This is a genomic window from Bosea sp. BIWAKO-01 (genome assembly GCF_001748145.1).
In the GTDB taxonomy this organism is placed as follows: Bacteria; Pseudomonadota; Alphaproteobacteria; order Rhizobiales; family Beijerinckiaceae; genus Allobosea.
This window is the reverse complement of sequence record NZ_BCQA01000001.1, coordinates 5,912,804-5,925,336: the sequence shown is the minus strand read 5'-3', so window position 1 is coordinate 5,925,336 and position 12,533 is coordinate 5,912,804. Positions and strand designations below refer to the sequence as shown.

The 12,533-nt window shown below is 66.5% G+C and carries 13 protein-coding genes; 4 read left to right on the top strand and 9 right to left on the bottom strand.

Features of this window, described 5'->3' with window-relative positions; genetic code table 11:
• Positions 1 to 135: 135 nt before the first annotated feature.
• Positions 136 to 891 carry a HugZ family pyridoxamine 5'-phosphate oxidase gene (locus tag BIWAKO_RS27590; RefSeq protein ID WP_069881367.1) on the top strand — a complete coding sequence of 252 codons (756 nt, stop codon included), beginning with the start codon at positions 136 to 138 and terminating at the stop codon, positions 889 to 891.
• A gap of 149 nt (positions 892 to 1,040) precedes the next feature.
• On the opposite strand, the gene BIWAKO_RS27585 is transcribed toward BIWAKO_RS27590, so the two are convergent.
• The 6 genes from BIWAKO_RS27585 to ehuB form a co-directional block, all read right to left on the bottom strand.
• The gene (locus tag BIWAKO_RS27585) at positions 1,041 to 2,066 is read right to left on the bottom strand and encodes an amino acid ABC transporter substrate-binding protein (protein ID WP_069881366.1); all 1,026 of its coding nucleotides are present in this window, start codon (positions 2,064 to 2,066) and stop codon (positions 1,041 to 1,043) included.
• Positions 2,067 to 2,190: 124 nt separating this feature from the next.
• Positions 2,191 to 3,375 carry a cystathionine beta-lyase gene (gene metC, locus BIWAKO_RS27580; RefSeq protein ID WP_069881365.1) on the bottom strand — a complete coding sequence of 395 codons (1,185 nt, stop codon included), beginning with the start codon at positions 3,373 to 3,375 and terminating at the stop codon, positions 2,191 to 2,193.
• A 90-nt stretch (positions 3,376 to 3,465) separates the two neighbouring features.
• On the bottom strand, positions 3,466 to 4,617 hold the full coding sequence (locus BIWAKO_RS27575) for an amidohydrolase (protein ID WP_069881364.1): 1,152 nt from the start codon (positions 4,615 to 4,617) through the stop codon (positions 3,466 to 3,468).
• Between the two features lie 99 nt (positions 4,618 to 4,716).
• Positions 4,717 to 5,376, bottom strand: a complete 660-nt coding sequence (ehuD, locus tag BIWAKO_RS27570) for an ectoine/hydroxyectoine ABC transporter permease subunit EhuD (RefSeq protein ID WP_069881363.1) — start codon at positions 5,374 to 5,376, stop codon at positions 4,717 to 4,719.
• Positions 5,366 to 6,025 carry an amino acid ABC transporter permease gene (locus BIWAKO_RS27565; protein WP_069881362.1) on the bottom strand — a complete coding sequence of 220 codons (660 nt, stop codon included), beginning with the start codon at positions 6,023 to 6,025 and terminating at the stop codon, positions 5,366 to 5,368. Before BIWAKO_RS27565 ends, ehuD begins: the two co-directional genes overlap by 11 nt.
• A 28-nt stretch (positions 6,026 to 6,053) precedes the next feature.
• The gene (ehuB, locus tag BIWAKO_RS27560; protein WP_069881361.1) at positions 6,054 to 6,929 is read right to left on the bottom strand and encodes an ectoine/hydroxyectoine ABC transporter substrate-binding protein EhuB; all 876 of its coding nucleotides are present in this window, start codon (positions 6,927 to 6,929) and stop codon (positions 6,054 to 6,056) included.
• A gap of 281 nt (positions 6,930 to 7,210) precedes the next feature.
• On the opposite strand from ehuB, the gene BIWAKO_RS27555 reads away from it, so the two are divergent.
• Complete coding sequence (locus BIWAKO_RS27555; protein WP_069882856.1) at positions 7,211 to 8,239, top strand: alpha/beta hydrolase family protein; 1,029 nt, start codon at positions 7,211 to 7,213, stop codon at positions 8,237 to 8,239.
• On the opposite strand, the gene BIWAKO_RS27550 is transcribed toward BIWAKO_RS27555, so the two are convergent.
• The 3 genes from BIWAKO_RS27550 to BIWAKO_RS27540 all read right to left on the bottom strand — a co-directional run bounded on the left by BIWAKO_RS27550 (position 8,229) and on the right by BIWAKO_RS27540 (position 11,223).
• Entirely contained in the window at positions 8,229 to 9,305 is a 1,077-nt protein-coding gene (locus BIWAKO_RS27550) for a helix-turn-helix domain-containing protein (RefSeq protein ID WP_069882855.1), read from the bottom strand. The genes BIWAKO_RS27555 and BIWAKO_RS27550 overlap by 11 nt on opposite strands.
• 222 nt (positions 9,306 to 9,527) lie before the next feature.
• A complete protein-coding gene (locus tag BIWAKO_RS27545; protein WP_069881360.1) occupies positions 9,528 to 10,403 on the bottom strand; it encodes a LysR substrate-binding domain-containing protein in 876 nt (291 codons plus the stop codon).
• Between the two features lie 103 nt (positions 10,404 to 10,506).
• A complete protein-coding gene (locus tag BIWAKO_RS27540; RefSeq protein ID WP_069882854.1) occupies positions 10,507 to 11,223 on the bottom strand; it encodes an amino acid ABC transporter ATP-binding protein in 717 nt (238 codons plus the stop codon).
• Positions 11,224 to 11,724: 501 nt separating this feature from the next.
• On the opposite strand from BIWAKO_RS27540, the gene BIWAKO_RS27530 reads away from it, so the two are divergent.
• On the top strand, positions 11,725 to 12,033 hold the full coding sequence (locus tag BIWAKO_RS27530) for a BTB/POZ domain-containing protein (RefSeq protein ID WP_069881358.1): 309 nt from the start codon (positions 11,725 to 11,727) through the stop codon (positions 12,031 to 12,033).
• Positions 12,034 to 12,363: 330 nt separating this feature from the next.
• Complete coding sequence (locus BIWAKO_RS37170) at positions 12,364 to 12,495, top strand: hypothetical protein (protein ID WP_274533595.1); 132 nt, start codon at positions 12,364 to 12,366, stop codon at positions 12,493 to 12,495.
• Positions 12,496 to 12,533: the final 38 nt, after the last annotated feature.

Here is a 12,533-nt window from a genome sequence, read left to right as displayed (position 1 = left end):
ATGATATTGATCATAAGGGGAAACGGCCGTCGAGCAAGGAGCCCTGAAGCAGGGCCGGCTCGCACGATCGGATATATCGACCACGCTGGCGCGGCGTGTAGATCTCGGCCCCGCTCAACCAATGCGAGACGAACCATGCAGCTGCAGCCGACGACTCCGATCACGCCCCGTGGAATCGAACTCAACCTGGCTGCTGCCCGTCCCTTCGAGGCCATGCAGGAAGCCCGGAGCTTGCTGAGAACGGCCCGGCTCGTAGCCCTGGCAACGCTCGATCCGCAAAGCGGCTATCCCTATACGATGGCGACCAACCTGGCGGTCGAGCCGGATGGCACTCCGTTCTTCTTCGTCGCAAGGCTCGCCGTTCACGCTCGGAATATCGAAGCCGACAACCGTGTCTCGCTCGGGCTCGCCGAGGCCGGCGCTCCGGATGCGCTCACGCGCCCACGCCTGACGCTGGTCGGCCGCGCGCATCTGATCCCGGCTGCCGAGGAGGCTGACGCGAAGGAGCGATATGCCCGTCGCTACCCCAAAGCGAAGCTCTATCTCGATTTGCCCGATGCCTGCCTCTATCGCGTCGAGGTCGAGGCCCTGCAGATCAATGGCGGCCCGGCGCAGAATGCCAATGAAGTGACGGCAGCCGCCTTGAAGACGGAGCTTTCAGGGGCGGAAGCATTGATGTCTGGCGCAAGCGGCGAGATCGATCGCCTGAACCGCTCGGCCGCCGAACTCTCGGCTCTGGCCGCGCTGGCAGGAAACGGCCCGGGCCACTGGCGCGTCAGCGGCCTCGATCCGGACGGGATCGAACTGTCGACCAGCAGGGAGACCATTCGGCATTGGTTCGGCCGCAGGGTCACAAATCTCGAACCGCTGGCCGGGCAACTCAAGCGCTGAACCCCATTCCGGGTGCTGTGGGAAGGGGCCTCCAGGCGCGCAAGCGGCAGGACCGCCCCGTCTGCTCCCGCAGTCCCGAGGCGGCCCGCTCTCTTACGTCGAGTGATCAGTTGATCGTCACGCCGCTGAGGGCGGCGTGACGCCTGCGCTCAGCGGAAGGGCGGGCTGTATTGCAGGCCGCCATTGGTCCAGAGTGCGTTCGGCCCGCGCTGCAGCTTCATCGGCGAGTTCAGGCCGAGATGGCGCTCGAAGCTCTCGCCGTAATTGCCGACGGCCGAGACGACGCGCACCACCCAGTCATTGCGGACGCCAAGCGCCTCGCCATATCGGCCATCGCGGCCGAGGAAGCGCCGGATCTCCGGATTGGTGGAGTTCGCGGCGAGCTCCCTGGCATTGGCCTTGGTGACGCCGATCTCTTCGGCATTGATCAGGGCAAACAGCGTCCAGCGCACCAGGTTGAACCAGGCATCGTCGCCGCTGCGCACCCAGGGGCCGAGGGGCTCCTTCGAGATGATCTCGGGCAGCACGGCATGCTCGTCGGGATTGCGGAACTTGAGGAGATTGGCCGAGAGCGCCGAGACATCGGTGGTGTAGGCGTCGCAGCGTCCGGACTCATAGGCCTTCAGCGCCTCTTCGGGGGTGCCGAAGGCGGCGACCTCGTATTTCATCCCGGTGCGCCGGAAGAAGTCGGCGAGGTTAAGCTCGCTGGTCGTGCCCTGCGCCACGCAGATCGAGGCGCCGTCGAGCTTGGTCGCGCTCGTCACGCCCAGGCTCTTGTGGACCAGGAAGCCCTGGCCGTCATAATAATTCACGCCTGTGAAGGTGACGCCCTGGCCGGAATTGCGCGCGAGCGTCCAGGTCGTGGTGCGCGGCAGGACGTCGATCTCGCCGGCCTGGAGTGCGATCAGGCGGTCCTTGGAACTCAACGGCACGAAGGCGGCCTTCTCGGAATCGTCGAAGATCGCCACGGCGAGCGCGCGACAGATGTCGATATCGAAACCCTGCCAGCGCCCGGCTGCATCCTGCGTCGAGAAGCCGGGGACGCCGTTGCTCGTGCCGCAGATGATCTTGCCGCGATCGCGAATGGTCTTGAGCGTGTCCGCCGCCTGGGCGGAGGCCGCAGCGCAGGTCGCGACCAGGGCGGCGGCCGCAAGCCGGATGAATGGGCGTGTCATTGTAGCTTCCCTCACTGTTTGTTTGTTCTTGCTGGTCTTCTTGCTGCCTGGTTCCGGGCACAGTTCTCCCTGCGCGGCGGAAGCCTGCTCCCGCCGCGTCGGTCTTCGGTTCGGGTCGAGTGTCTCAGGCGACCTTGGCGGCCGGCCTGCGTTCGAGCGCGACGAGCAGCGCGTCGAGGTCGTTCCAGAGGTCGTCGGGGTCCTCGATACCGATGCTGATGCGCAGCACGGTGCCCTCCGCCGTCCAGGGGCTGACGGTCCGGTCACCCTTGACCGCCATCGGCGCGATCAGGCTGCGCGTCCCGCCCCAGGAGGCGCCGATCGCGAAGATCTTGAGCGCGGTCAGTGCCGCTTCGAGTTCCGCCTCGGCGACGGGTTTGAGGACCACGCTGAAGACGCCTGATGAACGGCCCATGTCGCGCTTCCAGAGGGCATGGCCGGGGCAGGAGGGCAGGGCCGGGTGCAGCACCGCCTCGACCGCCGGCGAATGCGTCAGCCGCCGGGCGAAATCCTCCGAGACCTTGCCCATATGGGTGAGCCGCAGGCCCATGGTCTCGATGCCGCGCAGAGCGAGCTGGCATTCATCCGGCGAGACGCCGACACCGAAGGCGCGCAGCGTCTCCTTCATCTTCTCGCGCAGCGCCATGTCGGAGACGGTGACCGAGCCGAGCAGCAGGTCGGAATGGCCGCCGACATATTTGGTCAGCGCCTCGCAGGCGAAATCGGCGCCATGGGCCAGCGGCTTGAAGATCAGCGGCGTCGCCCAGGTGTTGTCGCAGCCGACGAGCACGCCCTTGGCCTTGGCCGCCTTGACGATGGCGGGCACGTCCTGGACCTCCATCGTGCCGGAGCCGGGCGACTCGACCCAGACCAGCCTGGTGGCGTCGTCGATCAGGTCGGCGATGCCGGCCCCGATCAGCGGGTCATAGACGCCATAATCGATGCCGCGCGGCTTCAGGTACTCGTCGCAGAAGCTGCGCACCGGCGGGTAGACGTGGTCGGGGATCAGCACCTTGTCGCCGGGCAGCAGCACCGAGAGCATGACGATGGTGACCGCGGCCTGGCCCGACGGCACCAGCACGGTGCGCACCCCGCCATGCAGCGCGGTGAGCTGCGCCTCCAGCGTGCGGGTCGTCGGCGTGCCGTGCAGCCCATAGGTATAGCCGTCGAAGCCGCGATATTTGCGGGCCGCGAAGCTCGCGGCGTCCTTGTAGACGATGGTCGAGGCGCGATGCGTCGGCACGGCGAGGCTGGCATAGCCCTCCTCGTTGACGGCCGGATGATGAACGCAGCGGGTGAGGTCGTGCATGGCTGATCCCTTTCGTGGGACAAGGTGTAAGCGCTTGGCGGGGCGGGACAATCAGGCTGGGGGCATGAGACGATGCCCGGTCCTTATGGCTCACGCGGCGTCTGCGAGCGCGCGCCTGGCGACCTCGCTCATCCAGCCGACGCAGACCGGCAGGATGGCGTCGTTGAAATCGTAGCGGGCATTGTGCAGCTCGCCCTCCGGACCGGCCGGGCCGTTGCCGATCCAGACATAGGCGCCGGGCCGCTCCTTGATCAGGAAGGAGAAATCGTCGCCGGTGGTGCTCGGCCGCACATCGCGCCGGACCGGCGCCCCGATCGCCTGTCCCGCCTGCACCGAGAGCGCGGCTTCCGCCGGCGTGTTGATGATCGGCCGGCCGGTCGACAGGATCTCGACATCAGCCTGCATGCCATAGGCCTCGCAGATGCCGGCGATGATGCTCTCCATCCGCTTGATCACCGCCTCGCGCACCTCGGGCCGGTAGGTCCGCAAGGTGCCGAGCAGCGTCACGCTTTCAGGGATCTGGTTGCTGACGACGCCGCCGCTGATCTGGCCGATCGAGAGCACGACCGCGTCGACCGGATCGACATTGCGCGCCACGATGGTCTGGAGCGCGACGATCAGGTGCCCGGCGGCGACGATCGGGTCGCGGGTCTGGTGCGGGATCGCGGCATGGCCGGCAAGCCCGTGCAGGGTGACGCTCCAGCGCCCGCCCGCCGCCATGACCGGCCCGTCATGCACCGCAATGGTGCCGGCCTCGAGCCCGGGCCAGTTATGGAAGGAGAAGACGCGCTCCATCGGAAAGCGCTCGAACAGCCCGTCCTGGATCATCGCCTTGGCGCCGACGCCGTTCTCCTCGGCGGGCTGGAAGATGAACTGGACCTGGCCCTTCCAACCCTCGTCGGCGGCGAGCATAGCGGCCGTGCCGAGGAGGGCGACGGTATGGCCGTCATGGCCGCAGGCATGCATGGCTCCCTGCGTCTGCGAGGCGTAGGCTGCAGTGTTCAGCTCCTGGATCGGCAGCGCGTCCATATCGGCGCGTAGGCCGACGGTCCGGTTCGAGCCCGGCCGGGACAGCGTCGCGACGACACCGGTGCCGCCGACGCCCGCGACGAAGGGAATGCCGAGTTCGGTGAGTTTCTCCTGCACGAAGCGGGAGGTGGCATGCTCGTGCTCGGACAGCTCGGGCTGCGCATGCAGCTGGCGGCGCCATTGCGTGAGCTGGTCGAGGAAGGCCTGGTCCATGATCGGTCTCGGATGATGTGGGTTGCGGTGATGCCCGGGCAGAACGCTGCGCCCGAGCAGGATTCAACGCCCGGGCAGGATTCATGGCCTGGACGGAACTCAGCGCTGGGCCGAGAGCGCCAGACGCGCCTCGAATTTGCGGATGAGGAAGGAGAGCGTGATGGCGATAGCGAGGAAGAGCGCGCCGACGACAGCCATCGGTTCGCCGTAGCGGAAGGTGTCGGAGGCGATGTCGAGGGCCGAACCGAAGGATTCCGGCACGGCGATGACCGCGAGATAGGGCGTCGATTTGAAGATCGAGATGAAGTAGTTGCCCATCGGCGCGGCGATGTTGCGCAGCATCTGGGGGGCGATCACCAGCAGCACGGTCTTGGTCCGGTTGAGCCCGAGCGCCTTGGCGGCCTCGAACTGCCCCCTGGGAATCCCGTCGATCCCTGCCTTGAACACCTCGGCGAGATAGCCGCAGTAATACAGGCTGAGCGCGGCGACGCCGACGACCAGCGCCGGCAGCTTGATGCCGTAGACTGGCAGCACGTAGTAGAGGAAGTAGAGCTGCACCAGCACCGGCGTGGAGCGGATGAAGTCGATGACGAAGCGCATCGCGTAGCGCATCGGCTTGCTGGAGCGGCGGGTGATCTCCAGCCCGAAGCCGAGCAGGGCGGCAAACACGCAGCTCAGCAGCGTGACGGCGAGCGTGGTGGTCAGCGCACGCGCGATCGGCGGCACGATCGAGAGGGCGAAGGCAGGGTCAAACGTCATGGGCGAATTTCCGCCCGGCGCCGACCTTGCGCTCGAGCCAGCGCCCGACGATCGTCGCGGGATAGCAGAGCACGAAATAGGCGACGAGAAGGCCGGTATAGACCTTCACCGGGTCGTAATGGAGCTGCGAGATTTCCTTGGCCCGGAAGGTCATGTCGCTGAGCGTGATCAGCGAGACCAGGGCCGTGCTCTTCACCAGCTGGATGAACTGGTTGACGAAGGTCGGCATCATCGCCAGCAGCGCCTGCGGCAGCTCGATCAGTAGCAGGATCTGCCAGCGCCGGAAGCCGAGCGAACGCCCGGCCTCGGCCTGGCCGCGATCGAGCGACTGCAGGGCGGCCCGCACCGCCTGGCTGCCATAGCCGCCGATATTGAGGCCCAGCACCAGCCCCCCGACCGCGAGGCCCGAAAGCCGGATGCCGAAGCCGGGCAGCGTGTAATAGAACGCGTAGAGCAGGATGATCACCGGCGACGAGCGCCAGAACTCGATCACCGCGGTGATGGCCGCATGAGGCCAGCCGCGCGTGCTGAATTGCAGCACGCCGGCGATGAAGGCGAAGGGCACGGCGTAGGCCATGCCGAGCAGCGTCACCGAGGCGGTGACGCCAAAACCCTGATAGATCCCTGCAAGGACGTCGGCGAAGCTCATGATCGGGCTGGCGTTTTTGGGCCGGCGCTCATGGCTTTGCCGCGCAGAGATCGGCGGTTGAGGCCTCGGGCGGCATCTCGGCATCGGTGAAGCCGTATTTCGCCATGATCGTCTTCATGGTGCCGTCGGTCTTCAGCGTGGCGAGCCTGGCGTTGTAGAGGGCCTGCAGCTCCTTGTCTTTCGGCGCGAAGACGACGGCGGTCGCCATCATGTATTCCTGCCCGCCCGGCTTGACATAGCCCTTGAAGGGCAGAGCGCGCTCGATCGCGTTCATGCCGCCGGCCTCCATCAGCCCGGCGACGCTCGGCGCCGACAGCGTCGCGGCATCGACACGCCCGGCCAGCATGGCGCTGACCACGGCCTCGTTGTTCGGGAAGAGCAGCAGCCGGTCTTCGGGAACGCCGGCGGCCAGCGCGTTCTTCGCATTCTCCGTGCCGCGACCGCCGCCGAGCTTGACGTTCGGGTTCTTCACGATGTCCTCGTAGCTGTGCAGCTTGAGCGGATTGCCCTTGAGCACGAGCAGGCCGTCGCCGGCCGAGAGGTCGGGCTCGCTGAACAGCACCTGCTGGCAGCGCGCCGGGGTGATCGCGACGCCCGACGCGATGATGTCGAAGCGGCTGGCGAGCAGGCCGGGGATCAGCGCGCCGAAATCGGCGACGGTGAACTCGATCGCCTTGACGCCGAGCGGGGCCAGCGCCGCACGCACGAGGTCGGGGTGATAGCCGACGACATTGCCGTCCTTGTCGCGATAGCCCCAGGGCGAGCGGTTATGGATGCCGATGGTGATGGTCTTGCCCGAGAGGCTCTTGAGATCCGGCTGCTGGGCCTGTGCGGTCCAGCCACTCAACGCAGCCAGTCCGAGGGCGGCGACACCGAGCGCCAGGCGCCGGGAAGGAAAGCTCATCGGAAAATCCCCTGTCATTAGGGGCCGGCGCGCTACGGCGTGTTGCCGTTTGCTGCGTGGTTCCGGCCATCACCGCAGGCCAAGCCTGCTGCGCCACGATAGCGGCGGGGCCTCTCACGACAATTCAGCTGGGGCAATAGCTTGATGCCTAAACCTTATACCTGCTGGACCATTCCATGCCGGACGCATCAGCGAGCGCGCCCGGTGTCCTCGTGAAACTGGCGGAAAGCGGCGTTCTCGATCGCGTTCGAGGTCTCCGGCGGACGGCGTTCGAGGTTTCCATGCCTGGACGATTCCTTTGCGCAGCCGGTTTCTGGCTGATTACGACGGTCCTTGCCCATTCCGCCGCCGGCGTCGGTTTCCGGCAGGCGACGCTCGACGCTGGCGGGACGCGACCCCTCCAGGTCAGCATCTGGTATCCGACTAAGCAGGACGGCGGCACCGAGATCGTCGGAGAGAACCCGGCCTTCCATGGGGTTCCCGTCATTCGCGGCGCCGCGCCGCTCTCCGGTGATCTGCCACTTGTCGTCCTGTCGCATGGCTATGGCGGCAGCTGGCGCAATCTCTCCTGGCTTGCTGCGGAGCTGGCCGCACGCGGCAGCATCGTCGCGGCACCGGACCATCCGGGAACGACGACATTCGACATGGCCCCCGCGCAGGCGGCGATGCTGTGGGAGCGCCCGCGTGATCTGAGTCGGGTCATCGACGCCGTGGAGCGCGATGCCACACTCGCGGGCAAGGTCGATATCAGCCGGGTCGCCGCGATCGGCCATTCCCTGGGAGGCTGGACGGTTTCGGCACTGGCCGGCGCGCGCTTCGACACGAAACGGTTCGAGACCGATTGCAAGGCCAATACCAGCCCCCGTGCCTGTGTCCTCAAGGGTGAGCTCGGCCTGGACAGGCGCGAACTCGAAGACAACCTGGCCGACCCGCGCCTCAAGGCGTTCGTCTCCCTCGACCTCGGTCTTGCCCGTGGCTTTACGCCCGAAAGCCTGGCGCGCCTCGACATGCCGGCCCTGGTGATCGGCGCGGGGATCGATATCGACGGGTTACCCGCGAAGCTTGAATCCGGCTATCTCGCGGAGCATCTGCCGAAGCCGTCCGCGACCTCGGTCGTCATTCCCGACGCGACGCATTTCGCCTTTGTCGGGCTCTGCAAGCCGGATGCCGTCGCCCTTATCGAAAAGGTCGAGCCCGGCAGCGGCATCATCTGCAGGGATGACGGACCGCGCGGCCGCCAGGAGATCCACCGCGAGATCGCCTTTCTGGTGATCGGCTTTCTCGCCAGGTCGCCTCCGGTCAGGCCGTAGAAGCGCCGTTTGCCCCGGCAGGAGCACCACCCGAGCGGCGATACTCGCTCGGGGTCGTGCCGGCCACGCGCGCGAACTCCCGATTGAAATTCGATTTCGTCTGGAAACCGCATTCGAACATCGCGGCCGTGACCGGCAGGTCGGTTTCATCAAGCAGACGCATGGCTTCCCGAACCCGGTATTCGTTGACGAGCTGCGGCACATTGCGACCAAGCGTGCGGTTGATCGCGGTCGATATCGACCGTGACGGAACGCCAAGCCGGCGCGCGAGGCGGTTCAAGGTGAGATCGGGGTCGCGATAGAGCTTCTTCTGGCGCATCGCGGTCTCGACCATCGCCATGATGCCGGCGTCTTCCTCCGTCGCTGCGGGAGTTGTCGCGCCCGGCGCATGCCCGGGGTCGTCGGGCTGGCTCGTGCCGGATCGATCGCGGGCCTCGTCCTCCGGTACGCTCCTGCCGATCACCGCGATCGCATAGGCAATGAAGGGGAGGATGACGAGGTTGCCGGCCGCAACGATGGTGCCCGCATGGCTGCCCTGATGGGAACCGGAATCCACGGCGATCAGAAGATCGACGATGCCTGAGCAGATCAGGAGCGCGCCGACGCTGGACACGGCGCGGCCGGCGCCCACGGCATCGGACAACCGGACGCTGTCGAAGCGATCGGGCCCGACCTGGCCGTTGCGAACCAGGGCCGCGCCATAGCCGAAATAGAGCAGGGCCAGCATGAGGTCGATCGGCGCCTGCCAGCGCTGCCACAGGGCGGAGAGGACGAGGATCGCGACCGGAACCAGAAGGTGAGGCCAGGATCGGCGCGCGGGCGGCTGCTGCAGCCTTGCAAAGCAGAGCCAGGCGATGGGCGGGAGCAGGGCCGCCATGACGGGCTGCAGGAACCGGACCCAGCGTGCATCGATCGTCCAGCGCAAGCCGACCATGACCACCAGGACGATGCAGGCGCCGATGAAGACGGTGGCCGGCCGGACGAGCGTCCTGTCCTGAAGCACGACCCGGACGAACAGGATGGCCAGCAGCAGCGCGACGACGAAGGGCAGGGGTATCGCGGGCATCCAGTCTTCTCTCATCGCCATGGCGTCCGGGCCGACCATAGCGGGGGCTTCGCCGCCGACAATCGGCTGGGAGACGGCTTGATGCCGCAATCCTGGCCGCGTGTCTCGCGGGAGCGGGCTTTAGAGCATCGACCCGAAAAGTGGATTGCGGTTTTTGGATAAAGCCGATGCAAACACAGGAGATCAGGTCATCGGACTGGGTACGATGTCCGGTCCGATGATCTAACGCGAGGCGAGCAGGCAATCGATGAAATCGCGCACCAGCTGCGATTTCGGCCGGTCGAGCGGGAGGATCAGCAGGCTCTTGCTGTGCACCGCCGGCTCGAACGGCTTCAGCACGATCCGGCTCATATCGGCGCCGGCGACCGCATAGGGGCTGACCAGGCCGATGCCGACGCCTTCGGCGACGAGCGCACAGACGGTCGCGGCATAGATCGTCTCGACCACGACATGCGGGCTGACCTCGGCCTGGTGAAAGACGAGGTCGAGCCGCTGGCGGGTCCTGTCCTCCGGCACATAGGCGACGAAGGGCAGGCGGTGCAGGTCATGCGGCGTGATCAGGTCGCGCTCGGCCAGCGGATGCTCGCGCGGGATCGCGCAGAGCACGCGCGGCGAGACGAAGGGCTGGTGCAGCACGCCGCTGACATCGATCTCGTCGGCGGCGAGCCCGATATCGAACTGGCCGGAGACGACGCCCTCGCGCACGTCGCGCGAAGGCAGCACCATCAGGGTGACGCCGATATCGGGATGGCCCTCGCGAAAACGCCGGACGGCGCGGGGCACCAGCGACGAGCCGAGCGCCGAGAGCGAGCCGATCCGCAATTGTCCCGAGCCATGATCGCGGATGCGGGCAGCTGTGGCCCGCAGCGTGTCCATGCCGCGAAACGAGGCCTCGACCTGCGCATAAAACAGCTTCGCCTCGGGCGTCGGGATGATGCGGTTGCGCACCCGGTCGAACAGCAGGAAGCCGACCGAGCGCTCCAGTTCGGCGATGGTGCGGCTGACCGCCGGCTGCGTGATGCCGAGCAACTCGGCTGCGCGCGAGACGGTGCCGGACTTCATCACGGCGGCAAACGTCTCAAGCTGGCGGTGATTCAAGTCTTGGCACCTCGGCAGGGGGCGGCAGATTACACCGGCCGCGCCCCGTGGCGAGGCGCGTTCGAACGCGCCGCGCCTTCGGTGGATGCAGGGCCGCGAGCCCTCAATGGAGAATCTGCGACAGGAAGAGTTTTGTGCGTTCGTGCTGCGGATTCTTGAAGAACTCGTTGGGCTCGTTCATCTCGACGACCTGGCCGGCATCCATGAAGATGACCCGGTCGGCGACCTGGCGGGCAAAGCCCATCTCGTGGGTGACGCAGAGCATGGTCATGCCCTCTTCGGCCAGGGAGACCATGGTGTCGAGCACCTCCTTGACCATCTCGGGGTCGAGCGCCGAGGTCGGCTCGTCGAACAGCATGATCTTCGGGCTCATGCAGAGCGAGCGCGCGATCGCGACGCGCTGCTGCTGGCCGCCCGAGAGCTGGCCCGGATATTTCAGCGCCTGCTCCGGGATCTTCACGCGCTTGAGATAGTGCATGCCGATCTCCTCGGCATCCTTCTTCGGCATCTTGCGCACCCAGATCGGCGCCAGCGTCAGGTTCTCCAGGATCGTCAGATGCGGGAACAGGTTGAAGTGCTGGAAGACCATGCCGACATCGCGGCGGATCTCGTCGATCTTCTTCAGGTCATTGGTCAACTCGGTACCGTCGACGATGATCTGGCCCTTCTGATGCTCCTCGAGCCGGTTGATGCAGCGGATCATCGTCGACTTGCCCGAGCCCGAGGGCCCGCAGATCACCAGCTTCTCGCCCCGCGCCACCTTCAGGTTGATGTCGCGCAGCACATGGAACTCGCCATACCACTTGTTGACCCCGACCATCTCCACGGCTGTATCCGTGTTCAAGGAGGTCTGCTTCAGCCCGACAGGTCGATCGGCCGTCGCGCCGTGATCTCCCGGGCGCGTGTGCTCGGTGGTCGCATGTGCCATGAAGAGCTGATCCGAAGTGTGTGTGTCCTTGGGCCGAGCATAGGAACCGGGTCCCGGCCGGCAATCAGCCGGCAGGCATGACTTCATGCCGGAATGTTATGCCGGCGGGCGAGCGTGATCGATCGCGACGCCTCCCCGCGCTGCCGAAGGCGGAGCGGTTACGCGTCAACCGGATCGTCGCAGCGCGCGGCGATGACGCGCTACAGACGCTCCGGACGGCGATCGAGGCAGCACTGCTCCTTGCCCTTCAGAGCGGGCTGTTCCAGCGGGGGCTTCGCTGACCGGGAGCGCTGCGGCGACTGTCCTCCCTGCTGTCGACCTTATCGGCATGACCCATCGTCCCCATATCCTCGCGACCGGCACAAGCGCGCAACCGACCGGCCGGAGGCGTTCATGGACATCGTCGTCACGCAGCTCGAGCGCAGCGTTTGGGAAATGAAGGACCGGCTCGGTCGCCATTTCGGAACGATTGTCGCCGGGCAGGATGACGACTTCTGGATCGGCCCTCAGAACCGGGGTGTGCTGGTGCTCTCGATGATCCGATTTGGCCCCTACGCCTCGCTTGGCGCCGCGATGGCCGCGATCCAGGCCTATATGCGCTATGAGGCCGGCGACCTCAATCAAAGGACGAGCTTCGCTCCGCGGCGTTCCGGCGATCGCTTTACGCTTGTGCCTGTCAGCCCGTCGGCAAGCCGCGCCTGAGGCCCGGCCAAGATGACGCGGGCCGGCTGCTTGCTTAATCCGCCAATTGAGCGTCCAGTGAAGGGGCCGTCTCGCTTCGGACCGAACTGAGACCAGCCCCGACGCCGACCTTGCCTCGGCCCACCACGATCCCAGTCGCGCCCGGCAAGGGGCAGGCATTTGCGCGATACCGCACAAGTCCGATGCCGTTGGGATGATGTCGCCGACGGCCGTCGCCCGCCTCCGGATCGTCCTTCGCGGAGCGGCCCTCTGCCTTGGCCTCAGCCTCAGCCTTGGGGTTCAGCCGCGCCGTCGACGGGCAGAACCCGGCAACATGCAATGGAGCCCATCATGACAAGCATCCGGCCGAGCATGGATCATGTTCACGCCCTTGGGATGTGGCTGGCGCCGCGCTACCCCACCTGGATCGCTCTCTTCACGCTTGCCGCTGCATTCACGCTGATTGCCGCGGTCGTCGTCTGATGAACCGAATCCCCACGGCGACGGCGTCGCGATCTGCA